The sequence below is a fragment of the Roseovarius sp. B08 genome (genome assembly GCF_051417955.1).
Lineage (GTDB): Bacteria > Pseudomonadota > Alphaproteobacteria > Rhodobacterales > Rhodobacteraceae > Roseovarius.
Genome location: NZ_JBPRLW010000001.1, coordinates 2,830,701 through 2,856,921 on the forward strand (window position 1 = coordinate 2,830,701; position 26,221 = coordinate 2,856,921).

Sequence of the window (26,221 nt, forward strand, 5' to 3'; positions counted from 1 at the left end):
CGGATGCGATAACGCACACGGAGACAGCCCCATGTCCATCGACACCGCGACCGCCGCCAAGGTGGCCAAGCTGGCCCGCATCCGGGTCGAGGAAGACGACCTCCCCGCGCTGGCCAACGAGTTCAACACCATCCTCGGCTTCATCGAGCAGCTGAACGAGGTCGATGTCGAGGGCGTCGAGCCGATGGTCTCGGTCACGCCCATGCGTCTCAAGCGCCGCGAGGACGTGGTGACCGACGGCGGCCAGCAGGACAAGGTGCTGTCCAACGCCCCCGACGCCCGCGAGGGCTTTTTCGCCGTGCCGAAAGTGGTGGAATGATGACCGATCTCAATGCAATGACCATCGCCGACGCCCGCAACAACCTGCGCGCGGGCGAGATCACCTCCGAGGAACTGACCGAGGCCTGCCTGGCTGCCATCGAAGGCGCGGGTGCGCTTGGCGCCTTCGTGCACCACACGCCCGAGATCGCGCGCGAACAGGCCAAGGCCGCCGACACGCGCCTGCAAGCGGGCGACGCGCCGTCGATGTGCGGCATTCCGCTGGGCATCAAGGATCTTTTCTGCACCAAGGGCGTGCCCTCGCAGGCCGCCAGCGGCATCCTCAAGGGCTTCAAGCCGGAATACGAATCCACCGTCAGCCAGAACCTCTTTGACGCCGGCGCCGTCATGCTGGGCAAGCTCAACATGGACGAGTTCGCCATGGGCTCGTCCAACGAGACATCCGTCTATGGCAACGCCGTCAACCCGTGGCGCCGCGGCAATGACGAGATGGCTCTGACGCCCGGCGGCTCCTCGGGTGGCTCTGCCGCCGCCGTCTCCGCCGACCTCTGCCTTGGCGCCACCGGCACCGACACCGGCGGCTCGATCCGGCAACCGGCGGCCTTCACCGGCATCACGGGCATCAAGCCGACCTACGGGCGCTGCTCGCGCTGGGGAATCGTGGCCTTCGCCTCGTCGCTCGACCAGGCCGGCCCGATGGCCAAATCGGTGCGCGACGCCGCCATCATGCTGGAAGCCATGTGCAGCCACGACCCCAAGGACAGCACCAGCGCCGATATCCCCGTGCCGGATTTCGAGGCCATGCTGACCGGCGACATCCGCGGCAAGAAGATCGGCATCCCGAAGGAATACCACATGGACGGGATGCCCGAGGAGATCGAGACGCAATGGACCCAAGGCAAGGAAATGCTGGCCGATGCAGGGGCCGAGATCGTCGATATCTCGCTGCCGCACACCAAGTACGCCCTGCCCGCCTATTACGTCATCGCGCCCGCCGAGGCGTCCTCGAACCTGGCGCGCTATGACGGCGTGCGCTACGGCCACCGCGCGAAACTGGCGCAGGGCGACGGCATCACCGAGATGTACGAAAAGACCCGCGCCGAAGGCTTCGGCGATGAGGTCAAGCGCCGCGTCATGGTCGGCACCTACGTGCTGTCGGCTGGCTTCTACGACGCCTATTACAACCGCGCCCGCAAGGTGCGCGCCCTGATCAAGAAGGATTTCGAGGACGTGTTCGATCAAGGCATCGACGCGATCCTGACCCCCGCCACCCCCTCGGCGGCATTCGAACTGGGCCGGCAGTCCGATGACCCGGTGGAGATGTACCTCAACGACGTCTTCACCGTCACCGTCAACCTCGCCGGCCTGCCCGGCATCGCCGTGCCCACCGGGCTCAACCGCAACGGGCTGCCCCTTGGTCTGCAGTTGATCGGTCGGCCCTGGGAAGAGGGCGATCTGCTCAACACCGCCTACGCGCTCGAGGCGGCGGCGGGCTTTGTGGCCAAACCCGGCAAATGGTGGTAGATTGTTGCAAAACAGATCGGCAGGATCCAATCAGATGCGATTTTATCTTTGTGTAACGGCCCTTGTCGGGCTGACCGCCTGTGCGCCCAGCGTCCCTGACAGCGGCGCGGGCCTCCCCGACAGCGGCACCGGCGTCGGTTTCGGCACGTCGGACGAATACCTCGCCCAGCAACGCGCCCGCGATGCGCAGCTCGAAGGCACCTCTGCCGTGCCGCCCGCCGGCGCGATTTCACCCGAAAGCCGCAGCCAGGCCACGCCGGGCGCACCGCTCAGCGCGACGCAAGGCGCGACCGGCGGCACCGTAACCTCCTCCACCAACCCCACGCGGCAACCCGCCTCGGGCGCCTACACGCCCACCGGCGGACTCTCCTCGGCCTCCACCAGCGACGAGATCGCCCGCGAAACCGCGGCGCGCCTGGCCGAAACCTCGCAGAACTCGGGCCAGCAGATCGTGCATGCCAGCCCCTCGAACCCCACGCCCCAGACCGTGACCAGCGCGGGCGGCATCTCGAACGAGAACAATTTCGACGCCGTGGGCAACGCCCGCACGATCCAGGACGACGCCGAACTGATCGCCCAGAACCGCGCCCAATACCAGGTGGTCCAGCCCGGCGCCCTGCCCGAACGTACGGGCAATATCGGCCCCAACATCGTGCAATACGCGCTCGAGACCAGCCACCCCAAGGGCCAGCAGATCTATACCCGCGTCGGTCTCAACAAGCAGGCCAAGTTTCAGCGCAACTGCGCCAAATACAACTCGGCCGACCAGGCGCAGACCGATTTCCTCGCCCAGGGCGGCCCGCGACGCGACAAGCTGGGGCTCGACCCTGATGGCGACGGCTATGCCTGCGCGTGGGATCCGCGCCCGTTCCGCGCGGCGGTGCAGAACTGATCCTCGGGCAGGCCGCGTGACAGCGCCGCTCTGGCACCCCTCGCCCAATTTCGGAGCGCGCCGCCTTGGCGCGAAACCCGACATGGTGGTGATCCACTACACCGCCATGTCCAGCGCCGAGGCCGCGCTGGAGCGTCTCTGCGACCCGCAGGCCGAAGTGTCGGCGCACTACCTCATCGGGGCCGATGGACACGTATGGCAAATGGTCGCCGAAATCGCGCGGGCCTGGCACGCCGGGGCCGGCTCGTGGCAAGATGTGATCGATGTGAATTCCCGCTCCATCGGCATAGAACTCGATAATCCTGGCGATCGCCCGTTCCCGGAACCACTCATGAACGCGCTGGAATCTCTTCTGCGCGCCATTCTGGGCCGGTGGGCCATTCCGCGGGACCGCGTGATCGGCCATTCCGACATGGCACCCGGGCGCAAACACGATCCCGGCCCGCATTTCGATTGGGAAAGGCTGGAACAGGCCGGATTGGCGGGCAAAAGGGGCCATGACATCGGTCCCGGCAACCCGAACCCGGACACTTTCAGAGCCGTGGCGCGACGGGCGGGATACACGGCCGATGTGGACGACGACGCCCTTCTCGCCGCCGTCAGGCTGCGCTACCGTCCGTTTGCGACCGGTCCGCTTTCGCCAGAGGATTACACGCCGCTGGGCCACACCGCGCTCTGGACCTGAGCCGCGTAACCCCTTACATCGCGTTTTGCGCGGAGGGCCGGACGGCCGCCTGCAATTCGCCATCGGCGAGTTGCACGGAGGAAAGTCCGGACTCCACAAGGCAACGGTGCCGGGTAACGCCCGGCCGGGGCAACCCTGAGGGAAAGCGCCACAGAAAACAGACCGTCTCGGACGTGTTCCGGGATAAGGGTGAAACGGTGGGGTAAGAGCCCACCGCGGGACGGGCAACCGGACCGGCATGGCAAGCCCCACCGGGAGCAATGCCGAATAGGGATCGCATTCGGGCCGCCTTGGCCCCGCGATCCGGGTTGGCAGCTAAAGCCTGCGGGCAACCGCAGGACCAGATGAATGGTCGTCCCACGACAGAATCCGGCTTACAGGCCCTCCGCGCACAGCTTCACGGCCTTGCGTGGCAACGCGGGTTGGCCTGGGAGAACAACCTCTCGACTCCGGCATCAATCACGGATAAAAATTGTCCACGAATCAGGAGGCGTGTCATGAAACTCGGCGACGGAGTCGAACAGGCGATACACGCGGTTACCATGATGGCCGCGCTACCAGACGATGGGGTCATGCCTGCCGCGGACCTGGCCGAGTTTCACGGTGTTTCTTCCAGCTACCTGCTGAAGCATCTTCAGTCCCTGTCGCGCGCCGGCCTCCTGCAGACGCTGCCCGGCCCACGTGGCGGCTACCGCCTTGCCCGCTCCCCCGCCGAGATCACGCTGCTGGACATCGTCCTTGCCGTAGAAGGGCCCGAGCCCGCCTTTCGTTGCCGCGAGATCCGTCAACGCGGCCCGAACCCCTGCCCCAGTCCATGTTCACCGCGCCCTGCGGAATCAATGCCGCCATGCTGCGCGCAGAACGTGCCTACCGCGACGAACTGCGCAAGGTGACCGTTCAGGCCTTGCTCGACGGGCTGACCGCGGAGGACCGCACGGGTGACATCGCCGCCCGCGGCTGTGCTTTTCTCCAGGCGCGCATGCGCCATTCCCCTCCCCGCTCCTGAAAGGATCTCGAAGATGACGCAACGTGTCGATTATTTCAGCATCGCCCCCGATGCCGTCAAACCCGTGCTGGCGCTGGAAAACCACGTCTCCGGCAAGTCCGGGCTGGACCCGGCCCTGCGGCACCTGATCAAGCTGCGCGCCTCGCAGATCAACGGTTGCGCCTTCTGCGTCGACATGCACGTCAAGCAGGCCCGCGCCCACGGGCTCTCCGAACAGTGGATCGCACTCGTCGCCACCTGGCGCGAGGCACGGGTCTTCACGCCCCGCGAACGGGCGCTGCTGGCGCTGGTCGACTCGGTCACCCGGATGCAGGACCACGGCGTGCCGGATGACGTCTACGACGCCGCACGCCACTGGTTCCCCGACGCCGAGATGGTCGAGATCGTCGTCGCCATCGGCACGATCAACATCTGGAACCGGCTTGCGGTGACGTTCCGCAGCGAGCACCCGCTCGACAACGCGGCCTGAGGCGCGGCACGTGCTCGCGCCCACCCGCCGGTATGCGGCCCGCCCCCGGGGCTCGTATACCGGCGCGGGCAGCAGTTTGTTGGTCTCGCACAGGCCGCCCCCGGCATTTTCCGCCCGATTTCAGACCCCATCGGCATGTCGCCCCTTGACCCTTTCCGCCTAGGGCTCCAACGTCTCTCAGGCTTGAAAGGAAGGGATAATCGTGCCGGAACGACAGGAACTGCTGGACAGCACATCGCGCATTCTGGGCGACCTGATCGGCTTTCCCACCATCTCGACCGATCCCAATATCGACATGATCAACTCGATCGCCAACCGGCTCGATATGGTCGGCGCCCGGGTCGAGATCTTCCCCGATCCCTCGGGGCAGAAGGCCAATCTCTTTGCCACGATCGGCCCCGAGCGCGACGGCGGCATCGTCCTGTCGGGCCACAGCGACGTGGTGCCCGTGGCAGATCAGGACTGGGCCTCGAACCCGTTCGACATGCTGGAACATGACGGATTGCTCTACGGCCGCGGCACCTGCGACATGAAGGGGTTCATCGCCGCCAGCCTCGCCATGGCGCCGCATTACGCCGCGCTGAACCCGGATCGCCCGTTGCATTTCGCCTTCACCCATGACGAGGAGACGGGCTGTTTCGGCGCCCGCGCGCTGGCCCATACCCTGCGCGCCAAAGGGCTCAGCCCCGGCGTGGCCATCGTGGGCGAGCCGACGATGATGCGCGTGATCGAGGGGCACAAGGGCTGTTACGAATACACTACCCGCTTTTCCGGGCTGGCGGGCCACGGCTCGGCCCCCGATCGCGGCGTGAACGCGGTGGAATACGCCGTGCGCTACATCGCCCGCCTGCTCGACCTCAAGGAGGCGCTGCGCGACCGCGCCCCCGCAGACAGCCTGTTCGAGCCGCCCTGGACCACCATCAACACCGGCCGCCTCGCGGGCGGCGTGGCGCACAACGTCATCCCCAGCGAAGCGGTGGTGGACTGGGAGATGCGCCCGGTGCAAACCTCCGACGCGGATTTCGTCAAGGACGCGCTCAAAACCTATATCGAGCGCGAGCTCCTGCCCGCCATGCGCAGCGTCGACCCCGACGCCGACATCGTCACCGAGATCATAGGCGAGGTCGAGGGGCTCATCCCCACCACCGACAACGAGGCCCGCACCATCGTGTCGGAACTCACCGGCGCCAACCACGCCGAATGCGTCGCCTTCGGCACCGAGGCGGGCATTTTTCAGTCCCTGGGCATGTCGGCGGTGATCTGTGGCCCCGGCTCGATCGAACAGGCCCACAAGGCCGACGAATTCGTGGCGCTCGACCAGCTTTCGCAATGCCTCGACATGCTGGAACGATTGCAGGACAAGCTGGTTGCGTAATGGAAGGGGCCGCCCCCGGCCCTTTCCACCAGCTTGCTTCAAAGGCAAAGAAGGTTCACATGCGCACCAAATTCCCCTGCATCGCCCTGATGTTCGCCTTGGCGCAGGCCACCCATGCCGCCCCCGTCGAGGCCCCCAACGGCTCCGTGACCGGGTATTTTGGCGACACCGAGTTCGACCATCCGCTGCTGTGCGAGCGCGATCCCTTCGTTGTCGCCCGCACCCATGATGGCGAAGGCGCCCCGGCTTTCGAGGCGGCATTCGTGTCCAATGGCGTCACCAGCATCGAGATCCGCACCGGGGAGGAGATCCGCCAGTTCGGCACCTCGACCGATGCCGCAGGCTTTCCGCTCGTGATCGAAGGCGATGTCGACGGCACGGCCTATTCCTTCGAGGTGGCCTGCCCGGTCAACTTCGACATGTAAACAAGGCGCACGGCGGAATGTCCGCCCGCCGCGCCCCGGCTTTTTCTTGCCGAAGATACTCGCTTCTCGCCGGTGGCGATCAGTCGCGCCGGAAGGTCATGTAATGCGGCACCCGGCCCTCGCGCAGCGCCTTCTGCTCGTAGCGGGTCGAGATCCAGTCCTTCCACGGCTCCCGCCAGTCGCGCGGCCCCTCGGCCAGCCAGGTAAAGCCGTGGCGCGGCACCTCGATCATCGTCTGGCGCACGTAGTCAGGGATATCCGTGGCGACGCGGAAGATCGCGCCGGGCTTCATCACCCGCGCCAGCGGTTCCAGGTGCTCGGGCGTCACGAAGCGCCGCCGGTGGTGGCGCTTCTTGGGCCATGGATCGGGGTATAGCAGGAAGGCCCGCGCGATGCTGGCCTCGGGCAGCACGTCGAACATGTCGCGCACGTCGCCGGGATGGATCGCCACGTTCTTCACGTCGCTGTCGCGCAACTGGCCCAGCAGCTTGGCCACCCCGTTGATGTAAGGCTCGCAGCCGACGATCCCCACACCGGGGTTCTCCGCCGCCTGGTGGATCATGTGCTCGCCGCCGCCAAAACCGACTTCAAGCCATACATCACGGTCCCCGAATAACGTGCCGAGATCTATCGGCTTTCTCTGCGGGTTCCCCTCCCAGTCCACGGCCCCCGGCGACCACGCGGCCAGGTCCTCGTCCAGGTAGGCTTCCTGCGATTTCTTCAGGTGCTTGCCCTTGAACCGGCCATAGAAGTTGCGCCACGGCGCGCCAGAGGGATGCTTGGCCTGTCCCATCTCAGGACCCCGCGACAAAGACCCGGCGCAGCACCAGCAGCGCGGGAATGTTCACCAGATACATGCAGATGCCGTAGACCGCCGAAGGCACCGCGAATTCCGACAGCCCCGTGCTGGCCGCGACGATATTGGCGATGGTGATGCCCACCGTGGCGTTCTGCACCCCCATCTCCACCGCGATGGCAAGCCCGTCGCGCCCGGCGATCCCCATCAGCCGGGCAAGGCCGATCCCCACCGCCAGCAGCACCAGGTTCAGCACGATCAGGAACGGCCCCAGCCGCGCAAAGCTTTCGGTCAAGAGCGCCCAGTTGCTGGCAATCGCCGCTGCCACGATCAGAATGAACAGGATCAGCGCCACGATTTCGCAGCCGCGTTCGATCGCTTGCGCGAAACGCTCGGCATATCGGCGGATCAGCAGCCCGATGAATACCGGCAGCGCCGTGATCAGGAACATCGCCACCCCGACCTTCACCACGCTGATCTCGGGCGCGGCCTCTCCCATGAAATGCACCGCCGCCCAGGCCACCAGCAGCGGCAGGGTCAGCACCGACAGCAGGCTCACCACCGCCGTCAGCGTGATCGACAGCGCCACCGTGCCCCCCGCCAGCTTGGTCAGCATGTTCGAGGTGACGCCACCGGGGCTGAACGCCAGCAGCATGATCCCGAACGCCATGCCGCCCGCAAAGCCCCAGGCCGCGATCAGCGCATAGGCCACCAGCGGCAACAGCACGAGCTGCGCCACGATCCCCGTCAGCGCGGGTTTCGGCAGGCGCAGCACCCGGCCGAAATCGGCGAAATGCAGGCCCAGCCCCAAGGAAAACATGATGAAGGCCAGCGCCAGCGGCAGGCCGATATCAAGGATCATCCCGGTCCCTCCCTTTTGGCGCAGTCTACGGGCCGCAGCGGGCCCTGTCGCGCATGAAAAACGCGGAGGAAATCCCCCGCGTTTCGATGCCGTGCCGCCTGGCTCAGACCGCTTTCTTCAAAGCATCCACCAGGTCCGTGCGTTCCCAGCTGAAGCCGCCATCGGCCTCGGGCTCGCGTCCGAAATGGCCATAGGCCGCCGTGCGTTCGTAGATCGGCTTGTTGAGGTCCAGCGTCTCGCGGATGCCGCGCGGCGTCAGGTCCATGACCTTGCGCACCGCGTTCTCGATCGCTGCCGCCTCGACCTCGCCCGTGCCATAGGTCTCGGCGTAGATCGACAGCGGCTTGGCCACCCCGATCGCATAGCTGAGCTGGATGGTGCATTTCTCGGCCATGCCCGCGGCGACCACGTTCTTGGCCAGGTACCGCGCGGCATAGGCGGCCGAGCGGTCCACCTTGGTCGGGTCCTTGCCGGAAAACGCGCCGCCGCCATGCGGGGCCGCGCCGCCGTAAGTGTCCACGATGATCTTTCGGCCCGTCAGGCCCGCGTCCCCGTCAGGTCCGCCGATCACGAAAGTCCCGGTGGGGTTCACCCACCATTCGGTCTTGTCGCTGATCCACTCGGCGGGCAGCACCTCGCGGATGTAAGGCTCCACGATGGCGCGGATGTCGTCGCTTTTCTGGTGCTCGCTCTCATGCTGCGTCGACAGCACGATCGAGGTCACCTCGACCGGCTTGCCGTTCTCGTAACGCAGCGAAATCTGGCTCTTGGCGTCCGGGCGCAGCGTCGGCTCCTGCCCGGATTTGCGCGCCTCGGCCAGCCGCCGCAGGATCGCGTGGCTGAACTGGATCGGCGCGGGCATCAGCGCGTCGGTCTCGTTCGTGGCGTGGCCGAACATGATGCCCTGGTCGCCTGCCCCGTCCTTGTCGACACCTTGCGCGATATGCGCGGACTGCTCGTGCAGAAAGTTCAGCACATGGCAGGTGTTCCAGTGGAACTTTTCCTGCTCGTAGCCGATGTCGCGGATACAGTCGCGGGCGATCTGGCCGATCCGGCCCATGTAGTTCTTCAGGCGTTCCTGGTCCGACAGGCCCACCTCGCCGCCGATCACCACCATGCCGGAGGTGGCGAAGGTTTCGCAGGCCACGCGGGCGTCGGGTTCCTCGGCGAGAAAGGCATCAAGCACGGCGTCGGAAATGCGGTCGCACACCTTGTCGGGGTGCCCCTCCGAAACGGACTCGGAGGTGAAAACGTAGTTGTCTCGGGACATGAAATGCTCCATTGGGGTAAGTCCCGCCACGCCAGGAAGCCGTTGTGACGGGTTTCCAGCTTGCTTATGCGGGCCTCACGGGAAGGTCAATCGCTAAGTCTGCGACCCGTGGCGCGCCTGTGGATCAGCGCCCCCGCCAGCATCAGCAGCGCGGCCAGAACCAGCATCGGCGCGTTCCCCGTCCGGCTGTAGAGCGTCGCCGGCAACGGCGGCGGCAGGGGCGTGTCGATCCAGCCCGCCTCTCCCAGCGGGATATGCGCCAGAACCCGGCCCGTGCCGTCGACCATGGCCGACACGCCGGTATTGGCCACGCGCACCATCGGCAGGCCCTGCTCGGCGCTGCGCAGCCGTCCCTGCGCCAAATGCTGGTATGGCCCCGAGACCTTGCCGAACCACGCGTCGTTGGTGATCATCAGGATCATGTCGGGCCGCGCCGGCGCCGAGGTGATGTTGCGCGCGAACACGCCTTCGTAGCAGATCAGCGGAACCGCCGTGCCAAGAGGGCCCATGTCCACGATCTCGGCCCCCGGCCCGGCGGAATACCCCCGCCCTCCTCGGCGGCAAGGCCGTGGATGCCGAACCGCGCCATCAGGTCGCCCAGCGGCATGAATTCCCCGAACGGCACAAGGTGATGCTTGTCATAGACCTGCGCGACGGTTCCGTCCCCGTCCATGTAGAGCAGCGAGTTGTAGAACCGCTGCCCGTCCAGCCGCCGCAGGCCCAGCACCACCGGCGCGCCCTGCGCCGAGGCCGCGATACCGCCCAAAAGGTCGCCCGACTGGTGCAGGAAGGTCGGGATCGCCGTTTCGGGCCAGACCACCAGGTCGGGCCGGCCGGTCTCGCCCGGGGCGGCGGTGAACTGGCGCTGCCGGTCATAGAACATCTGAAGGTTCTCGGGCAGCCATTTCGCCCGCTGCGCCGCGTTGGGCTGTACCAGCCTCACGGTCTGCGCCTCCGGCCCCGGGGCGGCGGCTTCGGTCGGCGTCAGGGCCAGGCCCACGCCATACAGCAACGCAAGGCCCGCCAGCCCCGTGGCCCCGGCCATGCGCCGCCCCGCACCCAGATGCCACAACGCCACCGCGGCCCCCATGATCAGCGCACAGAGGCCCAGGCCCCCGCCGATGGACGCCCAGTGCAGCAGCGGCGTGTCGATCAACACATGGCCGACCTGCGCCCAGGCAAACCCGGTGAAAAGCCATCCGCGCAGCGCCTCGCCGATGACGAACGCCCCCACCAGCGCCACGCCGCTGCGCGGGGCCAGCGCGCGGGCCGCGCCAAAGGCCACGGCCCAGTAGGACGCCATGAAGACCGACAGCCCCAGCACCGCGAAGGGCGCCATCCAGCCATGCCGCGCGGCGTCCACCAGGAACGGCTCGAATATCCAGCTGAGCGCCACGACGAAATGCCCCGTGCCCGCCACCAGGCCCAGGATCGTGGCAGACAGCCACCCGCGCGTCTCACGCCACAGTCCATAGACCAACGCAAGCGCCATGATCGTCAGCGGCCACAGCCCCCACGGCGCCTGCCCCAGCGCCGCCACGGCCCCAAGACCGCCGGCAAGCGCATAGCGCGTCCACACGCGGCCCTCACCGATCTGCCGCGCCAGCGCGTCAAGACGGACCATGCCCTACCCCTCGATCGCCTCGGGCAGCCGCACCCCGCAGCCGCTTGATCCGCCGCGGATCGGAATCCAGCACCTGAATCTCGATACCCGTGGGATGCTCGACCAGCTCGCCCCGTGCGGGCACCCGGCCCAGCAGCATGAAGACCAGCCCGCCCAGCGTGTCGATCTCCTCCTCGTCGATCTCCTCCGATTCGGTCAGCGACAGGCCGATCTCGGCCTCGAACTCTTCCAGCGGCGCCTTGGCCTGCACCACGTAGGAGCCGGGCTTTTCCTCGGCCCAGTACGCGCCCTCGTCCTGGTCGTGCTCGTCGGCGATCTCGCCCACGACCTGTTCGATCAGGTCCTCGATCGTCACGAGCCCGTCGACCCCGCCATATTCGTCGATCACCAGCGCCATGTGACGCCGTTCGGCCTGCATCTTCTGCAACAGCACGCCGATGGTCATCGACGGAGGCACGTACATCAGCGGGCGCAACAGCTCTTCCAGCGAATACTCCGAGCCATGCCCGTTGAACCCGTGCTTCAGCGCGAAATCCTTCAGGTGGGCAAACCCCACGGGCGTGTCCAGCGTCCCCTCGTAAACCGGCAGGCGCGTCAGCCCGCTGTCGCGGAACGTGTGAACAAGTTCATCCATGGTGATTGAGGCGGGAACCGAAACGATGTCCGCCTTGGGGATCATCACGTCCTCGACCGACAGTCGCCGCAAATTGCCCAGCCCCAGGTTGGGCGCAAAGCCCCCGCCGGTCGCGGCGGGACTGCCTCCGTCGGGGTCCCCCTCCGAGCCGTCCAGTGTCTCGTCCGCGCCAAGCGCACGAAAGAAGTTGCGGAAGAACCCGCCCTGCGTGTCGTTCTGATCCTCTGCCGGATCGTCGCCCTTGCTTGCCTCGGGCCGCGCGCCATGCGCTGCCATAGAAGAGGCGTCGTTGCTGCCGTTCATCGTACCTTTCCAAATCGCGCCCGCATCCACGGGGGCCGGGTGTCAATATGGGTCAGGCAGACCCAGTTTGCCAAGTATCTCCACCTCGGTTCTTTCCATCAGGGTGGCATCCTTGTCACGAACGTGATCGTAGCCCAGCAAATGCAAGATTCCGTGAACGATCAGGTGCGTCACGTGGTCCTGCATCGGCTTGCCCGCCGCCTCGGCCTCTTTCGCGCAGGTCTCGAACGCAATCGCGATATCGCCCAGCTCGGTGTCGGGACCCGCCTCTGGCAGGTCCGGCACCGCGCCGTCGGTCTCTGCGCCGCGTTCCGCGCTCGGCCAGCTTAATACATTGGTCGGCGCCGCCTTGTCCCGGAAATCTTCGTTCAAGGCGGCAATCCGCGCATCGTCGCAGCCCAGCACCGCGATCTCCCACGCCGCGGGGTCCAGCCCCAGATGCGCCAACGTGGCCTCAGCCGCCCGCGCGGCCAGCCGCTCCAGCCCCGCCTCCTGCCAGCGGTGGTCCTCGATCACCGTATCGACCGAAACGCTCACACCGGGCGCGGGCCGGAATTTTGCAAAATTCCGGATCGGAAAATTGCAATTTTCCGGGCAATTTTCTTCCAAAGAAAATTGCCCCCGGACTCAGACATCCGCGTCATAGGCCTCGATGATCGCCGCCACCAGCGGGTGGCGCACCACGTCCTTCGAGGTGAAGTAGTTGAAGGCGATCTTGGGAATATCCTTCAGCAGCCGCTCGGCGTCGTGCAGCCCGCTGGTCACCCCGCGCGGCAGGTCGATCTGGCTGCGGTCGCCGGTGATCACCATCCGGCTGCCCTCGCCCAGTCGCGTCAGGAACATCTTCATCTGCATCGAGGTGGCGTTCTGCGCCTCGTCCAGCACGACGAACGCATTGGCCAGCGTGCGCCCCCGCATGAAGGCCAGGGGTGCTATCTCGATCCGCTTTTCCTCGATCAGCTTGGCCACCTGCTTGGCCGGGAAAAAGTCGTTCAGCGCGTCATAAAGCGGCTGCATGTAGGGGTCGACCTTGTCCTTCATGTCGCCCGGCAGATAGCCCAGCTTCTCGCCCGCCTCGACCGCCGGACGGCTGAGGATGATGCGGTCCACATGCCCCTCGATGAACATGCTGACGCCCACAGCGACGGCCAGATAGGTCTTGCCGGTGCCTGCGGGGCCAATGCCGAAGGCCAGCTCGTTGGCGAACAGCGCCTGGACATAGGCTTTCTGCGCGTCGGTGCGTGGCTCTACCGGCTTCTTGCGGGTCTTGATCTCGACGCGCCCGCCCTTGAACATCTCGAGCTGATCGCCGCCATCCGCGTCCTCGCCCTCATCGCGGTGTGCGCTGCCGCCCGCGCCCATGCGCAGCTCTCGGTCGACGTCGCCATGCTCCACCGTGCGGCCCTCTTCCAGCCGCTGGTACAGTGACAGCAGCACGTCGCGCGCCTCCTTGGCCTGTTCCGGCTCGCCGATCACGGCAAGCTGGTTGCCCCGGCGCAGGATCTGCACGCCCAGCTTCTTCTCGATTTCGGCAAGGTTGCGGTCATACTCGCCGCACAGGTCGATCAACAGGAAATTGTCGGGGAACTCGACAACCGTTTCCAGAATGTCGCTGCTTTCGGATTGCGACGTCAGCACGTTCGTGACCAATCAAATCTCCCTGTCAAAGGCCTGTTACGATGCTGCCAAGATGCGGCCCCAAGGGCAAGGCCCGGTTCGCAATTGTCACGCGTTTGAAACGAAAAATGCCGCGGACCCTTGGGCCCACGGCACGGAAACGGGCATTTGACGCGCGTCAAATCGAGTCGGCCACGGGCGTACCGCCCTTGTAGTTGCCCGTCGCCACGGTCGGCGGCGCGGTGCCGGAACACACCGGCTTGCCGTATTTGTCCAGGCGCTGCGACAGGTAACCTTCGGTTCCGTCATCGATGATCCAGTGATCACAGCCGTTGGGATCGACCCAGATGCCTGCCTGAAGCTGGCTCAGGTGCTTGGAGTCAAAGCCGCGGTCGACGGTCTTGTTGCGCTTGTCGTCACAGGCCGCCAGCGCACCGACAAGGGGGATCACGGCCAGAAGTTTATATGCTTGCATTGGTTCGGGTCCCCTTAGCGGATGCAGATGATTTCGACGCGGCGGTTCTGCTGCATGCCCGCGGCCGTGTTGTTGGATGCCTTGGGCAGACGTTCGCCGTAGCCGCGCACATCCGCGATCCGGGCGCCCGTGGCCGCGGCGATTCGCGCCACCGAGTTCGCCCGGCGATAGGACAGGTCGATGTTATACTGGTCCGAGGCGCGGCTGTCGGTGTGCCCGGTGATGATGTAGGAGATCGCCCCGGTGCTGCGAAAGAATTCCTGCAGGCGTGCCCGGCCCGCGGCGCTGATATTGGCGCTGTCGGTGGCGAACAGCTGGTCGGTGTTGACCACGCCGCACACGTTGCCCCGGCGGCAGACCGGGATGCCCTGGCGGTTCACGTGGGGGGTCATGTAGCCTTCCCAGCCGTCATCCATCACCCAGTGCTCGCACCCGTCCGGATCGACCCAGATCGTGGGCACGTAACGCTCGCCCTTCACGACCCGCTGGCCACTTTGCGCCTGACCGGCCTCAGTCATCGCCACCACACCCAGAGCGACGGCAGCCAATCCGCTCAGAAGGGTGCGCACTGTTTTCGAAATCGGATTCGTCACAGCCACTGTCCTTTTTATTATTTCCCCCATTTACCCCGGTACCAGGCAGCGATTCCGAGGTAAAACACGAATTATTCTTTGAGAATAGCAAGTTCAGGCGGGTTGTGAAGCATAAATGGCCAGATATTGTGGCGCCCCGGGAAACAATCCCCACCCCTGGGCTGTACATACCCGAAATAGCGAATTATGCCGCCATCCCAGAGCGTGACCGCCAGCCTGCCGGAATTTCAGGCGGGCAGCACCCGACCGCCCAGCGAATTGGCGCCGCTTTCGATGATTTCCACCCGGCGCAGGTCGCCGGGCCGCACGTCGGGATCGCTCACATGCACCGCGTGCAGGTAATCCGACTTGCCCACCATCTGCCCCTCGCGGCGTCCGGCCTTCTCGAACAGCACACCCACCTCGCGGCCGACCATGGCATCCTGGATGGCGCGCTGCTGTTCGGTGATCAGCGCCTGAAGGCGGTGCAGCCGCTCGGTTTTCACGTCCTCGCCCAACTGCGCACGCTCCGCCGCGGGCGTGCCGGGCCGTGTGGAATACTTGAACGAATAGGCATAGCCATAGCGGACCTCCTCGATCAGCGCCATCGTGTCGGCGAAATCCGCCTCGGTCTCCTCCGGGAAGCCCACGATGAAATCCCCCGACAGCAGGATATCGGGCCGCGCCGCGCGGATGCGCTCGATCAGCCGGAGATAGCTTTCGGCGGTATGACTGCGGTTCATCCGCTTCAGGATGCGGTCGCTGCCCGATTGCACCGGCAAGTGCAGGTAGGGCATCAGCTTGGCACATTCCCCATGCGCCGCGATCAGGTCGTCGCTCATGTCATTGGGATGGCTGGTGGTAAAACGGATGCGCTCCAGCCCGTCGACCTTGTCCAACTCCCAGATCAGCCGCGCCAGCGACCAGTCGTTCCCGTCCGGCCCCTGCCCGTGATAGGCATTCACGTTCTGGCCCAGCAGGGTGATCTCGCGCACGCCGCGCTCCACCAGTTCTTTCGCCTCGTCCACGATGCGCGCCACCGGGCGGCTTACCTCCGCGCCACGGGTATAGGGCACCACGCAGAAGGCACAGAACTTGTCGCAGCCTTCCTGCACGGTCAGGAACGCGGTCGGGCCGCGCCTGGCCTTGCCACCGCGCTTGCGCAGCGTGTCGAACTTGTCGTCGACCGGAAAATCCGTGTCCAGCGCCTTGGCCCCGTCCCGCGCCTTGGCCTCCAGCGCCGGCAGGTTGTGATAGCTTTGCGGCCCCACCACGAGGTCCACCATCGGCTGGCGGCGCATGATCTCCTCGCCCTCGGCCTGCGCGACACAGCCCGCGACGCCGATCTTCAGGTCCGGCTTGGCGTCCTTCAGCCCCTTGAACCGGCCCAGCTCGGAATAAACCTTTTCCGCGGCCTTTTCGCGTATGTGACAGGTATTGAGCAGAATCATGTCCGCGTCGTCGGGTGTGTCCGTCTCGACATAGCCCGCGCCGCCCATGGCCTCGGCCATGCGCTCGCTGTCATAGACGTTCATCTGGCACCCGTAGGTCTTGATGTATAGCTTTTTCGTCTCGGACATGGCCACACCCTGCGTCTCAAGCGGTTTCAAGGCGCCTGCCTACACCACCTGCGGCCCGACTTGCAATGCGCCGCGAATTGCGGAATTTTACCGGCGCAGCCCCGAAGGATGACGATGCAATATCACAGCCTCTCCGCCTTTCTCGACAGTTCCGCCGCGGCGCTGGCCAAGGGCCCCGTCGCCATGATCTTCGTCGAGGATCAGGTCGAGGTCGACAGCGCCATCCGGCACCATCTCGACACCGGGTTCGCCTCGGTGCTGGTGCTCATGCCCCCCGCGTTCTCCCTCGCGCCCGACGTGGCCGACCGGGTCGAGCGGATCGGCTATGACATCGCGGCCGGCGACAGTTTCGTCGAGGCGGTGAACCGCGTGATCGAGGCCGCGCCGGGTCTGTGGCTCTATTACTGCTTCAACGCCGAGTACCTGTTCTTCCCCTTCTGCGAGACCCGCACCGTGGGCGAGATGCTGGCCTTCCACGCCGAGGAACGGCGCGACGCCATGCTGACCTACGTGGTCGATCTCTACGCCGGCGACCTCGACCTGCACCGCGACGCCGTCTCGCTGGAGGATGCGCATCTCGACCGTTCCGGCTATTACGCGCTGGCGCGCAACGATCCCGACAACCACAACCACCCGCGCGAACGGCAGCTCGATTTCTTCGGCGGCCTGCGTTGGCGATACGAGGAACACATCCCCGCCGAGCGGCGCAAGATCGACCGTATCTCGCTGTTCCGCGCCAGGCCGGGGCTGGAATTGCGTCCCGATCACACCTTCAACGACGAGGAATACAACACCTATGCCTGCCCCTGGCACCACAACCTGACGGCGGCGGTGGCCTCGTTCCGCACGGCCAAGGCGCTGAAACGCAACCCGGGCTCGACCTTCGACATCCACACCTTCAAGTGGCACAATTCCGCGCCGTTCGAATGGCATTCGCGTCAATTGCTGGACTTGGGCCTGATGGAACCCGGCCAGTGGTTCTGAGACCGCCGTCCCGGGCCTGACCCGGGACCTCCGAGACAATGAGATCCCGGATCAAGTCCGGGATGCCGCCCGCTTCACCTTGTCTTGCCGGCCCAGATCCGCAGGTCCCATATCACCTTTATCGTCGCGCCCAGCGCCAGCGCGCACAGGGCGAACTTGCTCACCGTTTCCATCGTGCCCTGAATAAGGATCGCGTGCAGGCCCGTGCCCGCCACGATCAGCACCGCCAACGCGGTATGCACCCGCCGCCATGTCATGGGCCGCACCCCCAGCCGCTTGCGCGTAAGCGCCAGCGCGGCGGTGGCAAAGATCAGCCACATGACCAGAACACCCCATACCGAGAACGGCGTCGGCGAGCGCAGCAGCAGCGCATCCACCACGTCCGGCGGGCTGGTCAGCCACAACCCGCCCACGTGCAGCACCACCAGCGCCACGATCCCCGCGCCGACCCAACGATGCACCCGCCGCCCTTTCAGCGCCGGCAAGCCGGGCAGGTAGCCCCCGGCCAGAAGCGGCTGCAAAAGCATCAGGGAAAAGCCCACGATCCCGGCAAACCCGGCCACGATATAGATGGGTTGGCGCCATTGCAGCAGCGGGCTGAACCCCGCCGCCACTACGGGCACAAGAAGGGCGGCGCAAACCGCCGCCCATATCAAAACCTTTCGCAACATCAGGACGCTACGCCGGAACCAGCACGAACTCCACGTCAAGCGAGGTCTCCGACGCGCTCGACATCACCGGGCGCAGGAACACGGTCTCGAACCCGCCATCGTCATACTCTGCATCATAGGCCAGGTGCCCGTGCGGCTGACCGAAGGCGGGCACGATCTGCGGCATGTCCATCACGAACTGCCCGTTTCGGTCGGTCAGCGTCGCACCGTGGCTTTGCGGGTCACGTTCGTGCCCTTCGGTCGTGTGCGCCCAGATCTGTATGCGGCGGCCTTCCAGCGGGGCGCCATCGCCCGCACGGCGCACGGTGCCGGTCATGGTGAATCCGCCGTTGCCGATTCGCTGCACGATCTGCGCGCCGGGGCGATAGTTGTTGGCGCCGCCCGGCATCGTCGGCGTCGGCTGCACGCCTGCGGCACGGGCGGGCACGATCAGGCCCGATCCCAGTGTCACGGCGGCGGCCGCGCCGCCGGTGGCGATCAGGCTGCGTCGGTTGATCAGTCGGCTAGTCATATCGGTGTCTCCTGTCGGGTCGGGGGCGCAGGCCGCCAGCATCGGCATGACCTGCGCCGTCATTCATCCCTGAAGATAACGCCGATCCGGCGCAGGCAAACCGCCCTCACGCCACCGTGACCGCGCGATTTCGTCCCGATCGGCAGGGTTTGGCGCAATCGCGGCCGATGGCGCTGTACTGCAGCTCAGTTCCGAGCCTCCTGCCCGGTCCATTCCGGCAGCGGAAACACCATGTCATAAAGCCAGTTAAAGCCCAAAGCGTAGACCATGTAGAACAACGCGAATGACAGGTCCATCACCAGCGCCTGCCACAGCGACACCTGCAGATACCACGCGATGAACGGCATGAGCACCACCAGCAGTCCCGCCTCGAACAGGCCCGCATGGCCGATCCGCATAAAGGCGGTCTTGCGTGTCGAGCCGGTCTGTCGCCGCAGCACCAGGTCGAAACCGAAATTGAAAATCATGTTCCACAGCGTGGCGATGGTCGCGCTGACCAGGCCGACCACCCCGATATCGTGCATCGGCACCCCGAAGGCCACAGCCCCCAGCGGCACGATCAGGATCAGGGCGATGATTTCGAAGCTCAGCGCGTGGCGCAGACGGTCGAACGGGGATCTCATGGAACCCTCCCACTTGAGCCGGGCCGTCCCGGATGCAAACTGCCCGATTGGGGAGGTCGTCCTCTGCCGCATCAGGTGCTGCTTCACGGCGCTGCTTTCAAGCTGCCCCTCCCGGATTGTGGAAGATGTGGCCGAAAAGGCACCGCCGGCCCGTTCGCGGTTACTGCCGCAGGTTCAGCAACGCCCGCGTGATCGCGTCATGCTCGCCGCTGTCGCCGCCGCCGCTCAGCCCGCCCATCGCGGTCAGATAGCTGCTGCCGGTCTCCGTGCTTTCCAGCCAGTCGACGCCATAGGCATAGGCGTCCTGCATCCGGTCATGCATCCCCGGATGGATCGCCCGTTCCTGCCATACCGCCGTCAGGCACAGGCCCATCAGGCCAAGCTGAACCCCCCGCGCCCATTTGCGGGCGGCCCGGCTCCTGGCCTGGCGTTTTTCGAGGCGTAGCTCGTGGGGAGAGCGCATGAAGGTCATGGGTGAACCGTCGCCGCCTCCCATGGCGATAATGTGGCGATAACCGGTCGAAACCGGGATATCGGAATAAATCCGACCTCATGACCGTTGTCCTCCTGTTCCCGGGTCAGACCCGGGGCACTCACCCGACGGGCGGCACCCGCCCCCCCAGAACCGACAGGAGAGAACGACATGGCGCAGATCAACGGAACGGGCAGCGCTGACTGGCTGTCAGGCACGCTTTTCGACGACATCATCAAGGGATTCGACGGCGACGACACCCTCATCGGGCGCGACGGCGACGATGCGATCTTCGGTGGTGACGACAGCGACCGGCTCGTCGGGAACCGCGGCAACGACACCGTGGAGGGCGGCAAGGGCGAAGACGTGCTCTTCGGAAACGACGGCGACGATATCCTCCGGGATGAAAGCGGCGACGATACGTTGAACGGTGGCGATGGCGATGACACCCTCGACGCAGGCGAAGGCAATGACCGCCTGAACGGTGGCTCGGGGAATGACCTGATGCGCGCCGGCGAAGGCAACGACACAATGCGTGGCGGAAGCGGTAATGACCGGATGTATGCCGGATCGGGCAACGACGACATCAAGGCCGGGCATGGAAACGACTATATCCACGCCGACGAGGGCAACGACACGATCAAGGCCGGCGGCGGGCACGACACGCTCATCGGCGGCGAAGGGGATGACATCATGCTTGGCGGCGGGGGGCATGACATTCTGCGCGGTGGCGAAGGCAACGACCTGCTGAATGGTGGCACCGGCAAGGACGTGATGACAGGCGGGGTCGGCGCGGACACTTTCGTCTTCACCCACGCCCATGATGTCATCACTGACTTCGAGCCGGGCGACGACCAGATCGACCTCACGGCCATCGACGGCGTGCATCGCTTTCAGGACGTCCTCGCCGCGGCCCAAACCGTCGGCGACGATATCCGGCTCGACTTCGGGGCACATCAGCTGACCCTTGTCGGCATCTCCGTCTCACAACTGGATTCGGACGACTTCATACTCTGATCCACCGCGTGGCTAGGCGCCCCCCTGCTCCGGCAGGGGCCGCTGGCCGCGGGTCAGAGGTTTTCGGGCTGCGGCATCCCCAGCACGTGATAGCCGCCATCGACCTTGATCACCTCGCCGGTGGTGCAGGCCCCGGCCGGGCTCGCCAGATACACCGCCGTGCCGCCGATCGCCTCCAGCGTGGCATTGGCCCGCATCGGCGCGTTCTCTTCCGTGTGCCGGAACGTCCGCCGCGCCCCGCCGATGGCCGCGCCGGCCAGCGTCTTCATCGGCCCGGGGCTGATCGCGTTCACGCGGATCTTGTCGGGGCCAAGGTCATTGGCCAGATACCGCGTCGTGGCCTCCAGCGCCGCCTTGGCCACGCCCATCACGTTATAGTTCGGCACCACACGGTTCGATCCCTGGTAGGTCAGGGTCAGCATCGTGCCGCCCTTCTCCTTCATCATCGGATAGGCCCGGCGGGCCACCTCGATGAAGGAATAGACCGAGATATCCATCGAATGCTTGAAATTCGTCCGGCTGGTGTTGAGGAACCGGCCCGACAGCTCGGACTTGTCGGAATAGGCGATGGCATGCACCACGAAGTCGATCGTCGGCCATGTCTCGGCCAGCGTTGCAAAGGCGGCGTCCAGCGACTCGTCCTTGGTGACGTCCACGTCCATCAACAGGTTCGATCCCAGCGAATTGGCCAGCGGTTCCACCCGCCTGGCAAAGGCCTCGCCCTGATAGGAGAACGCCAGCTCCGCCCCGGCCGCGTGCATCGCCTTTGCGATCCCCCACGCGATCGAGCGGTCGTTCGCCACGCCCATGATCAGGCCGCGCAGTCCTTGCATCGAATTCGTCATCGGCCGTCCTATCCGTCGAACCGGCTCAGCAGCATCGAGCCGTTCGTGCCACCGAAACCGAAAGAGTTGGTCATCACCGTATCCAGCCCGGCATCGTCCACGCGCGCCGTGGCGATCTCGCCCTCGTGGATCGCGGGGTCCAGCGTCTCTACATTGATGGACGGGATGATGAAATCGTGATGCAGCGCCAAGAGGCAGTAAATCGCCTCCTGCGCCCCTGTCGCCCCCTGGCTATGGCCGGTCATCGACTTTGTGGAACTTATGGGCGGCACGTTGCCCTCGCCGAAAATCCGCCGCACGGCCTCCACCTCGCCCGCGTCACCGACCGGCGTACTGGTGCCATGCGCGTTGATATAGCCGACCTTGCGATCCTCGGGCAGCGTCTGCAACGCCAGGCGCATCGCCCGCTCGCCGCCTTCGCCGCTGGGGGCCACCATGTCATGCCCGTCGCTGGTGGCGGCATAGCCTGTCACCTCGGCATAGATCTTCGCCCCCCGTGCGCGGGCGTGTTCCAGATCCTCCAGCACGACGATCCCGCCGCCACCGGAAATCACGAATCCGTCGCGGTCCGCGTCAAAGGCCCGGCTCGCCTTCTCGGGGGTGTCGTTATACTTCGACGACATCGCGCCCATCGCATCGAACAGGCACGACAACGTCCAGTCCAGCTCTTCGCCGCCCCCCGCGAACATTACGTCCTGCTTGCCCATCATGATCTGCTCCGCGGCGTTGCCGATGCAATGCAGGCTGGTGGAGCAGGCCGAGGTGATGGAATAGTTGATGCCCTTGATCTTGAAGGCGGTCGACAGGTTGGCGCTGATCGTCGAGGACATGCATTTCGGAACGGCAAAGGGCCCGATCCGCTTGGGGCTGCCCTTTTCCAGCACCGTCTGATGCGCCGCCAGCATGGCCGAGGTGGACGGCCCGCCCGACCCCGCCACCAGCCCGGTGCGCGGATTGACGATCTCGCCCTCCTCCAGACCGGCATCGGCAATGGCCTGTTGCATGGCGATATGCGCATAGGCCGCGCCCGGCCCCATGAATCGCAGGGTGCGCTTGTCCACGTGCTCGGTCACGTCCAGCTTGACGTCCCCGGCGATCTGGCTGCGGAATCCGTGCTCGGCCATTTCCTCGTTCGCCGAGATACCCGAACGCCCCTCTTTCAAGGAGGTCAGCACCTCCTCGGCATTGTTGCCGATACTGGAGACTATCCCCAGCCCGGTGACGACGACGCGACGCATGTTGCCTCCCTACCTGATTGCTCGCGTTGTAGGCCATGCAAGGCGGCGGGTGCAAGATCAATGCCGCGCCCGCGGGCCTATCCTACCGGGGAAAAATGCGTGGGGTCGATGGAGATCGTCCAGTGAACGCCTTCCGGCGCGACGAGATACCGCGCCTGCGTGCCCAGCATCGACGGCGCCAGCGAGGTCAGCACGGTGCTGCCAAATCCCGGCGCCTTTTCCTCGGGGGGATGCGCCAGGTTGCGTTCCTGCCAACTCAGGTCCAGCACGCGCCCCTCGGGACCATGGTCCAGCTTCCAGCCCAGTTGCACCTCGCCGTCGTCATGCGCCAATGCACCGTATTTCATCGCGTTCGTGGCCAGTTCGTGCAGCGCGATCCCCAGCGTCTGCACCGCCTGCGGCATCAGCCGCACCTCCGGCCCGGACAGGCGGACACGCGCATCGTTTTCCACGGTGAACGGACGCAGATGACCCATCACCAAGTCGCGCAGGTCCGCATCTTGCCAGTGCCCGCCGACCAGCAGATCGGTCGATTTCGACAGGGCCGAAATCCGGTCGCCGAACCTCGCGTGGAAATCCTCGACCGTCGCGGCGCTGCGCGCGGTCTGGCGCTGTACCGCCGACACGATGGTGAGCATGTTCTTGGCCCGGTGGATGACCTCGCGCGACATCAGCTCGCGCGCTTTTTCCGACTTGCGCAACTCGGTGATGTCGCGGTGGATGTTGGAAATCGCCACCACCTCGCCATCCGAGCCCCGGATCGGCGCACAACTGATCCAGACCTCCCGCGGCGTGCCGTCGCGACCCACGCGCACGGCCTCGAACCGCTCCAGCCGGCCGGCGATGATCTCGTCACGAAACCATGCAACCCGTTTCGTCTCGTCCGAGGGATAGAGCGTTTCCAGCGATTGCCCGATGATCTCGTCGCCGGAATATCCATACAGCCGCTCGGCCGCCGGGTTCCATGACGTGATCTTGCCCTCCAGATCATAGGTCAGGATCGCGTCCGACGTCCCCGCCACCAGTGCGGCCAGCGCGTTGCTGTCCACCGCCGTACGCTTCAGCGCGTCGCGTTCCTGGTGGCGTTGCGTCACGTTGCGGTGCTGGATGGTCAGAAAGGGCTGGCCTTCGAACACAACCCGCGTCGCGGTCAGCTCGAACCAGCGTTTCACGGTAGGACTGTCGCAGGGATACTCGCATACGAAAGGCTCGCCCGAGCGCAGCGTCATCTCCAGCGACTCCGCGATCAGCCGGGCTTCCATGCTCGAATTCCCGTCGGCGCTGCGGCAGACGTCGAAGTAATTGCTTCCGACATAGCCCGAGGGCGCTCCGTCATTCTCGGCGCTGAACTGCTTCCATGCGGAATTGGCGGCGATGACCACGCCGTCGGAATCCACGATCACGAACTCGTCCGGCAGCGCATCTATGAATTCCGTCACGCCGATCCGGCCGACCGGCCCGAAAGCATCACTGTTGGTTTGCACGCGCTCTTGCCTCGTTAATCTCTTGCGACTGGCCATTGACGTGGGGGTGATGCTCCACAGGCGCAACCTTGGTGTCTTGAACCGACCTTATCCCAACCGGGCATGGGGGCCGCAATAAACTCGTTTAAATAAGGTTAACCTTACGTCGCGTAAGCGAAAATTCGCCGAAATTATTTCAAATCAGGCACTTAGCGAGGCACCGAGCGCGTCCAACGCGAAAAAACGAGGCCATCCGACCGATGTGACAGCATTTTTCTCGCGTCTGCCCCTCCGGGCGGCGGAGCTCCTGTTGCAATCCAGGATCAACACCCTTGTCGCTTCAGGGCGCGGCATTCCGGAAGATCTCGATCCCCTCCTCGGGTAAAGGCGGCTCGAAATATCGCGTCAGCCTGTCGAACTGCTCTTCACTCACGCTGAAGGGATGCGCGCCGTCTGCATTGCGCACCGCAAGCCGCGCCTTGCAGACCGCGTCCGGAACGTCGAGGTAATGCAGGACGCAGGCGCTGCCCGCCGCCTCCGCCACGCCCTTCATCCAGGCCCGCGCCTCTGCGGTGTTGGCCGGGAAATCCAGAACGACATTCACACCTGCCTGCAAAAGCTGCGTCACGTGCGGCCCGACAACAGCCCGCAGCCGTTTCGAGAACGCGACGTAATCGGCCAGCGTTTCCATCCTGTCACCGAAAAGCAGCGCCAGCCAGTCGTCCTCGGAAATGCGCACGGTCCTCGCCGCGCGCCCAAGGGACTCCGACAGAGTGGACTTGCCCGCCGCCGCCTTGCCGCAGATCAGGTGAAGTGTCGGGCCGGCCCCAGCCATGGTCGCGCCTCAGGTCTCGCTCAGCGCGACCTTCATGTCCTTGACCTGGTAGATCACCTCGCCATCGGCCTCGACCCGGCCGTCGGCCACGCCCATGGTCAGGCGCCTCGTCTGCACCGCCTTGGTGAAATCAACGTAGTAGGTCAGCATCTTGCGGTCGGGGCGCACCATGCCCGTCAGCTTCACCTCGCCCACACCCAGCGCATAGCCGCGCCCCTGCCAGCCGCGCCAGCCCAGGTTGAAGCCGGTCAGCTGCCACAGCCCGTCAAGGCCAAGGCATCCCGGCATGATCGGGTTGCCCGGAAAGTGACACTCGAAAAACCACAGGTCCGGCGTGATGTCGAACTCGGCCACCACGTGCCCCTTGCCGTGCGGACCGCCATCGCCCGAAATATCGGTGATCCGGTCCATCATCAACATCGGCGGCAGGGGCAGCTGCGCATTGCCGGGGCCGAAAAGCTCGCCGCGTGCGCATTTCAGCAGGTCTTCGCGGTCGAAGCTGCTCGGGAAGTCGGCCATAGGGTCGCACCCTTTTCTCTGTCAGTTCCGTTACCTGACCGTGTAGCATCCCGCAAAACCCACGTGCAAGCCCCGTAGACGCCCTGCACGGCCGCACCCGCCTGCATCACCCCGCCCCCGCGCGCCTTTGTCACGCTGCGCGACACGGGCGAATTTTTGTTTGAAATCCTCCCGTCCCGCCCCTTATATTAAAGCTGTTACAGGAGGTTGCATGACCAAAACCGAGGCAACGACAACCGAGGCCACCAACCGCGGAACCGAATGGCTGGCCGGCGCAGGCCTGCGCCCGACCCGTCAGCGTGTCGCGCTGGCGACTCTTCTGGTGGGCGACGGACAGCACCGTCACGTCACCGCCGAAAGCCTCTTTGCCGCCGTCTGCGAAAACGGCGACAGCGTGTCGCTTGCCACCGTCTACAACACCCTGCGCGCCTTCTGCGACGCGGGCCTTCTGCAAGAGGTCACGGTCGACGGCTCGAAAAGCTATTTCGACACCAACACCCACGACCACCCGCATTTCTTCTGGGAGGACGAGCAGCGCCTCTCCGACGCCCCCGCCGAGGAGCTCGAGATCGCCCGCCTGCCCGGCGCGCCCGCAGGCGCGGAAATCGCATCGGTCGACGTGGTGATCCGCCTGCGCCGCAAGTCCGGCTGACCC

At 65.5% G+C, this 26,221-nt stretch carries 31 protein-coding genes, 1 other RNA gene and 1 riboswitch; of the genes, 12 read left to right on the top strand and 20 right to left on the bottom strand.

The genetic code is table 11. The annotated features are described in order from the left end of the window. Positions 1 to 31 precede the first annotated feature (31 nt). From gatC to ACSQ76_RS14440, 9 genes are all read left to right on the top strand, one after another. The gene (gene gatC / locus ACSQ76_RS14400) at positions 32 to 319 is read left to right on the top strand and encodes an Asp-tRNA(Asn)/Glu-tRNA(Gln) amidotransferase subunit GatC (protein ID WP_222450767.1); all 288 of its coding nucleotides are present in this window, start codon (positions 32 to 34) and stop codon (positions 317 to 319) included. Further along, complete coding sequence (gene gatA, locus ACSQ76_RS14405) at positions 319 to 1,803, top strand: Asp-tRNA(Asn)/Glu-tRNA(Gln) amidotransferase subunit GatA (protein ID WP_437158211.1); 1,485 nt, start codon at positions 319 to 321, stop codon at positions 1,801 to 1,803. Before gatC ends, gatA begins: the two co-directional genes overlap by 1 nt. Positions 1,804 to 1,837: 34 nt before the next feature. After that, positions 1,838 to 2,695: a hypothetical protein gene (locus ACSQ76_RS14410; RefSeq protein ID WP_437157124.1), complete on the top strand. Its 858-nt coding sequence runs from the start codon at positions 1,838 to 1,840 to the stop codon at positions 2,693 to 2,695. Positions 2,696 to 2,711: 16 nt separating this feature from the next. After that, positions 2,712 to 3,380: an N-acetylmuramoyl-L-alanine amidase gene (locus ACSQ76_RS14415; protein ID WP_437157125.1), complete on the top strand. Its 669-nt coding sequence runs from the start codon at positions 2,712 to 2,714 to the stop codon at positions 3,378 to 3,380. A 29-nt stretch (positions 3,381 to 3,409) separates the two neighbouring features. After that, positions 3,410 to 3,773, top strand: an RNA gene (gene rnpB, locus ACSQ76_RS14420) — RNase P RNA component class A. Positions 3,774 to 3,877: 104 nt separating this feature from the next. Continuing rightward, positions 3,878 to 4,273: an RrF2 family transcriptional regulator gene (locus tag ACSQ76_RS14425; protein WP_437157126.1), complete on the top strand. Its 396-nt coding sequence runs from the start codon at positions 3,878 to 3,880 to the stop codon at positions 4,271 to 4,273. Positions 4,274 to 4,399: 126 nt separating this feature from the next. Further along, positions 4,400 to 4,855 carry a carboxymuconolactone decarboxylase family protein gene (locus ACSQ76_RS14430; protein ID WP_306129063.1) on the top strand — a complete coding sequence of 152 codons (456 nt, stop codon included), beginning with the start codon at positions 4,400 to 4,402 and terminating at the stop codon, positions 4,853 to 4,855. Positions 4,856 to 5,057: 202 nt separating this feature from the next. Then, complete coding sequence (argE, locus tag ACSQ76_RS14435) at positions 5,058 to 6,230, top strand: acetylornithine deacetylase (RefSeq protein ID WP_437157127.1); 1,173 nt, start codon at positions 5,058 to 5,060, stop codon at positions 6,228 to 6,230. A gap of 59 nt (positions 6,231 to 6,289) precedes the next feature. Then, entirely contained in the window at positions 6,290 to 6,655 is a 366-nt protein-coding gene (locus tag ACSQ76_RS14440; protein WP_437157128.1) for a hypothetical protein, read from the top strand. A 79-nt stretch (positions 6,656 to 6,734) separates the two neighbouring features. Here the strand turns inward: ACSQ76_RS14440 and trmB are convergent, their stop codons facing one another. From trmB to miaB, 11 genes are all read right to left on the bottom strand, one after another. Then, positions 6,735 to 7,448 carry a tRNA (guanine(46)-N(7))-methyltransferase TrmB gene (gene trmB / locus ACSQ76_RS14445; RefSeq protein WP_437157129.1) on the bottom strand — a complete coding sequence of 238 codons (714 nt, stop codon included), beginning with the start codon at positions 7,446 to 7,448 and terminating at the stop codon, positions 6,735 to 6,737. Between the two features lies 1 nt (position 7,449). Further along, on the bottom strand, positions 7,450 to 8,313 hold the full coding sequence (locus ACSQ76_RS14450; RefSeq protein ID WP_437157130.1) for a bile acid:sodium symporter family protein: 864 nt from the start codon (positions 8,311 to 8,313) through the stop codon (positions 7,450 to 7,452). A gap of 103 nt (positions 8,314 to 8,416) precedes the next feature. Further along, positions 8,417 to 9,583 (bottom strand): methionine adenosyltransferase, encoded by a 1,167-nt coding sequence (gene metK / locus ACSQ76_RS14455; protein WP_437157131.1) that lies wholly within the window; start codon positions 9,581 to 9,583, stop codon positions 8,417 to 8,419. Between the two features lie 4 nt (positions 9,584 to 9,587). Then, positions 9,588 to 9,637: riboswitch (SAM-SAH riboswitch) on the bottom strand. Between the two features lie 32 nt (positions 9,638 to 9,669). After that, positions 9,670 to 10,092: a nitrilase-related carbon-nitrogen hydrolase gene (locus ACSQ76_RS14460; protein ID WP_437157132.1), complete on the bottom strand. Its 423-nt coding sequence runs from the start codon at positions 10,090 to 10,092 to the stop codon at positions 9,670 to 9,672. Continuing rightward, positions 10,062 to 11,207: an apolipoprotein N-acyltransferase gene (lnt, locus tag ACSQ76_RS14465; RefSeq protein WP_437157133.1), complete on the bottom strand. Its 1,146-nt coding sequence runs from the start codon at positions 11,205 to 11,207 to the stop codon at positions 10,062 to 10,064. Before lnt ends, ACSQ76_RS14460 begins: the two co-directional genes overlap by 31 nt. Then, positions 11,194 to 12,144: a hemolysin family protein gene (locus tag ACSQ76_RS14470; RefSeq protein ID WP_437157134.1), complete on the bottom strand. Its 951-nt coding sequence runs from the start codon at positions 12,142 to 12,144 to the stop codon at positions 11,194 to 11,196. The genes lnt and ACSQ76_RS14470 overlap by 14 nt, the downstream gene beginning before the upstream one ends. Positions 12,145 to 12,186: 42 nt before the next feature. Further along, a complete protein-coding gene (gene ybeY, locus ACSQ76_RS14475; protein ID WP_437157135.1) occupies positions 12,187 to 12,681 on the bottom strand; it encodes an rRNA maturation RNase YbeY in 495 nt (164 codons plus the stop codon). A 90-nt stretch (positions 12,682 to 12,771) separates the two neighbouring features. Next, positions 12,772 to 13,794 carry a PhoH family protein gene (locus ACSQ76_RS14480; RefSeq protein WP_437157136.1) on the bottom strand — a complete coding sequence of 341 codons (1,023 nt, stop codon included), beginning with the start codon at positions 13,792 to 13,794 and terminating at the stop codon, positions 12,772 to 12,774. Between the two features lie 145 nt (positions 13,795 to 13,939). Beyond that, entirely contained in the window at positions 13,940 to 14,236 is a 297-nt protein-coding gene (locus tag ACSQ76_RS14485; protein ID WP_306129073.1) for a hypothetical protein, read from the bottom strand. A gap of 14 nt (positions 14,237 to 14,250) precedes the next feature. Next, positions 14,251 to 14,754, bottom strand: coding sequence for an OmpA family protein (locus ACSQ76_RS14490; protein ID WP_306129156.1), 504 nt, complete (start codon positions 14,752 to 14,754; stop codon positions 14,251 to 14,253). A 302-nt stretch (positions 14,755 to 15,056) separates the two neighbouring features. Beyond that, positions 15,057 to 16,388 carry a tRNA (N6-isopentenyl adenosine(37)-C2)-methylthiotransferase MiaB gene (miaB, locus tag ACSQ76_RS14495; protein WP_437158212.1) on the bottom strand — a complete coding sequence of 444 codons (1,332 nt, stop codon included), beginning with the start codon at positions 16,386 to 16,388 and terminating at the stop codon, positions 15,057 to 15,059. 114 nt (positions 16,389 to 16,502) lie between these two features. On the opposite strand from miaB, the gene ACSQ76_RS14500 reads away from it, so the two are divergent. Beyond that, complete coding sequence (locus tag ACSQ76_RS14500; protein WP_437157137.1) at positions 16,503 to 17,372, top strand: hypothetical protein; 870 nt, start codon at positions 16,503 to 16,505, stop codon at positions 17,370 to 17,372. Positions 17,373 to 17,446: 74 nt separating this feature from the next. Here ACSQ76_RS14500 and ACSQ76_RS14505 read toward each other — a convergent pair whose 3' ends face one another. The 4 genes from ACSQ76_RS14505 to ACSQ76_RS14520 all read right to left on the bottom strand — a co-directional run bounded on the left by ACSQ76_RS14505 (position 17,447) and on the right by ACSQ76_RS14520 (position 19,649). Next, complete coding sequence (locus ACSQ76_RS14505) at positions 17,447 to 18,043, bottom strand: ferric reductase-like transmembrane domain-containing protein (protein ID WP_437157138.1); 597 nt, start codon at positions 18,041 to 18,043, stop codon at positions 17,447 to 17,449. Positions 18,044 to 18,050: 7 nt separating this feature from the next. Further along, positions 18,051 to 18,554, bottom strand: a complete 504-nt coding sequence (locus tag ACSQ76_RS14510; RefSeq protein ID WP_437158213.1) for a twin-arginine translocation pathway signal — start codon at positions 18,552 to 18,554, stop codon at positions 18,051 to 18,053. A 185-nt stretch (positions 18,555 to 18,739) separates the two neighbouring features. Next, entirely contained in the window at positions 18,740 to 19,177 is a 438-nt protein-coding gene (locus ACSQ76_RS14515; RefSeq protein ID WP_437157139.1) for a PACE efflux transporter, read from the bottom strand. A 160-nt stretch (positions 19,178 to 19,337) separates the two neighbouring features. Continuing rightward, the gene (locus ACSQ76_RS14520) at positions 19,338 to 19,649 is read right to left on the bottom strand and encodes a hypothetical protein (protein ID WP_437157140.1); all 312 of its coding nucleotides are present in this window, start codon (positions 19,647 to 19,649) and stop codon (positions 19,338 to 19,340) included. A 171-nt stretch (positions 19,650 to 19,820) separates the two neighbouring features. On the opposite strand from ACSQ76_RS14520, the gene ACSQ76_RS14525 reads away from it, so the two are divergent. After that, positions 19,821 to 20,666, top strand: coding sequence for a calcium-binding protein (locus ACSQ76_RS14525; protein ID WP_437157141.1), 846 nt, complete (start codon positions 19,821 to 19,823; stop codon positions 20,664 to 20,666). Between the two features lie 53 nt (positions 20,667 to 20,719). Here ACSQ76_RS14525 and ACSQ76_RS14530 read toward each other — a convergent pair whose 3' ends face one another. The 5 genes from ACSQ76_RS14530 to fabA form a co-directional block, all read right to left on the bottom strand. Further along, positions 20,720 to 21,511, bottom strand: a complete 792-nt coding sequence (locus tag ACSQ76_RS14530) for an enoyl-ACP reductase FabI (protein WP_437157142.1) — start codon at positions 21,509 to 21,511, stop codon at positions 20,720 to 20,722. A gap of 8 nt (positions 21,512 to 21,519) precedes the next feature. Continuing rightward, a complete protein-coding gene (gene fabB / locus ACSQ76_RS14535; protein ID WP_437157143.1) occupies positions 21,520 to 22,749 on the bottom strand; it encodes a beta-ketoacyl-ACP synthase I in 1,230 nt (409 codons plus the stop codon). Between the two features lie 77 nt (positions 22,750 to 22,826). After that, on the bottom strand, positions 22,827 to 24,233 hold the full coding sequence (locus ACSQ76_RS14540) for a PAS domain S-box protein (protein WP_437157144.1): 1,407 nt from the start codon (positions 24,231 to 24,233) through the stop codon (positions 22,827 to 22,829). Between the two features lie 319 nt (positions 24,234 to 24,552). Beyond that, a complete protein-coding gene (locus tag ACSQ76_RS14545) occupies positions 24,553 to 25,047 on the bottom strand; it encodes an AAA family ATPase (protein WP_437157145.1) in 495 nt (164 codons plus the stop codon). Between the two features lie 9 nt (positions 25,048 to 25,056). Continuing rightward, positions 25,057 to 25,566, bottom strand: a complete 510-nt coding sequence (fabA, locus tag ACSQ76_RS14550; protein WP_306129082.1) for a bifunctional 3-hydroxydecanoyl-ACP dehydratase/trans-2-decenoyl-ACP isomerase — start codon at positions 25,564 to 25,566, stop codon at positions 25,057 to 25,059. A 211-nt stretch (positions 25,567 to 25,777) separates the two neighbouring features. On the opposite strand from fabA, the gene irrA reads away from it, so the two are divergent. Next, positions 25,778 to 26,218: an iron response transcriptional regulator IrrA gene (irrA, locus tag ACSQ76_RS14555; protein ID WP_306129083.1), complete on the top strand. Its 441-nt coding sequence runs from the start codon at positions 25,778 to 25,780 to the stop codon at positions 26,216 to 26,218. Positions 26,219 to 26,221 lie beyond the last annotated feature (3 nt).

Bases quoted from the DNA above. Each gene is read 5' to 3' on its own strand.
- gatC (WP_222450767.1), top strand. From the start codon at position 32: ATGTCCATCGACACCGCGACCGCCGCCAAGGTGGCCAAGCTGGCCCGC.
- gatA (WP_437158211.1), top strand. From the start codon at position 319: ATGACCGATCTCAATGCAATGACCATCGCCGACGCCCGCAACAACCTG.
- ACSQ76_RS14410 (WP_437157124.1), top strand. From the start codon at position 1,838: ATGCGATTTTATCTTTGTGTAACGGCCCTTGTCGGGCTGACCGCCTGT.
- ACSQ76_RS14425 (WP_437157126.1), top strand. From the start codon at position 3,878: ATGAAACTCGGCGACGGAGTCGAACAGGCGATACACGCGGTTACCATG.
- ACSQ76_RS14430 (WP_306129063.1), top strand. From the start codon at position 4,400: ATGACGCAACGTGTCGATTATTTCAGCATCGCCCCCGATGCCGTCAAA.
- ACSQ76_RS14440 (WP_437157128.1), top strand. From the start codon at position 6,290: ATGCGCACCAAATTCCCCTGCATCGCCCTGATGTTCGCCTTGGCGCAG.
- trmB (WP_437157129.1), bottom strand. From the start codon at position 7,448: ATGGGACAGGCCAAGCATCCCTCTGGCGCGCCGTGGCGCAACTTCTAT.
- ACSQ76_RS14450 (WP_437157130.1), bottom strand. From the start codon at position 8,313: ATGATCCTTGATATCGGCCTGCCGCTGGCGCTGGCCTTCATCATGTTT.
- metK (WP_437157131.1), bottom strand. From the start codon at position 9,583: ATGTCCCGAGACAACTACGTTTTCACCTCCGAGTCCGTTTCGGAGGGG.
- ACSQ76_RS14460 (WP_437157132.1), bottom strand. From the start codon at position 10,092: ATGGGCCCTCTTGGCACGGCGGTTCCGCTGATCTGCTACGAAGGCGTG.
- lnt (WP_437157133.1), bottom strand. From the start codon at position 11,207: ATGGTCCGTCTTGACGCGCTGGCGCGGCAGATCGGTGAGGGCCGCGTG.
- ACSQ76_RS14470 (WP_437157134.1), bottom strand. From the start codon at position 12,144: ATGAACGGCAGCAACGACGCCTCTTCTATGGCAGCGCATGGCGCGCGG.
- ACSQ76_RS14485 (WP_306129073.1), bottom strand. From the start codon at position 14,236: ATGCAAGCATATAAACTTCTGGCCGTGATCCCCCTTGTCGGTGCGCTG.
- ACSQ76_RS14490 (WP_306129156.1), bottom strand. From the start codon at position 14,754: ATGACTGAGGCCGGTCAGGCGCAAAGTGGCCAGCGGGTCGTGAAGGGC.
- miaB (WP_437158212.1), bottom strand. From the start codon at position 16,388: ATGTCCGAGACGAAAAAGCTATACATCAAGACCTACGGGTGCCAGATG.
- ACSQ76_RS14500 (WP_437157137.1), top strand. From the start codon at position 16,503: ATGCAATATCACAGCCTCTCCGCCTTTCTCGACAGTTCCGCCGCGGCG.
- ACSQ76_RS14505 (WP_437157138.1), bottom strand. From the start codon at position 18,043: ATGTTGCGAAAGGTTTTGATATGGGCGGCGGTTTGCGCCGCCCTTCTT.
- ACSQ76_RS14510 (WP_437158213.1), bottom strand. From the start codon at position 18,554: ATGACTAGCCGACTGATCAACCGACGCAGCCTGATCGCCACCGGCGGC.
- ACSQ76_RS14515 (WP_437157139.1), bottom strand. From the start codon at position 19,177: ATGAGATCCCCGTTCGACCGTCTGCGCCACGCGCTGAGCTTCGAAATC.
- ACSQ76_RS14520 (WP_437157140.1), bottom strand. From the start codon at position 19,649: ATGACCTTCATGCGCTCTCCCCACGAGCTACGCCTCGAAAAACGCCAG.
- ACSQ76_RS14525 (WP_437157141.1), top strand. From the start codon at position 19,821: ATGGCGCAGATCAACGGAACGGGCAGCGCTGACTGGCTGTCAGGCACG.
- ACSQ76_RS14530 (WP_437157142.1), bottom strand. From the start codon at position 21,511: ATGACGAATTCGATGCAAGGACTGCGCGGCCTGATCATGGGCGTGGCG.
- fabB (WP_437157143.1), bottom strand. From the start codon at position 22,749: ATGCGTCGCGTCGTCGTCACCGGGCTGGGGATAGTCTCCAGTATCGGC.
- ACSQ76_RS14545 (WP_437157145.1), bottom strand. From the start codon at position 25,047: ATGGCTGGGGCCGGCCCGACACTTCACCTGATCTGCGGCAAGGCGGCG.
- fabA (WP_306129082.1), bottom strand. From the start codon at position 25,566: ATGGCCGACTTCCCGAGCAGCTTCGACCGCGAAGACCTGCTGAAATGC.
- irrA (WP_306129083.1), top strand. From the start codon at position 25,778: ATGACCAAAACCGAGGCAACGACAACCGAGGCCACCAACCGCGGAACC.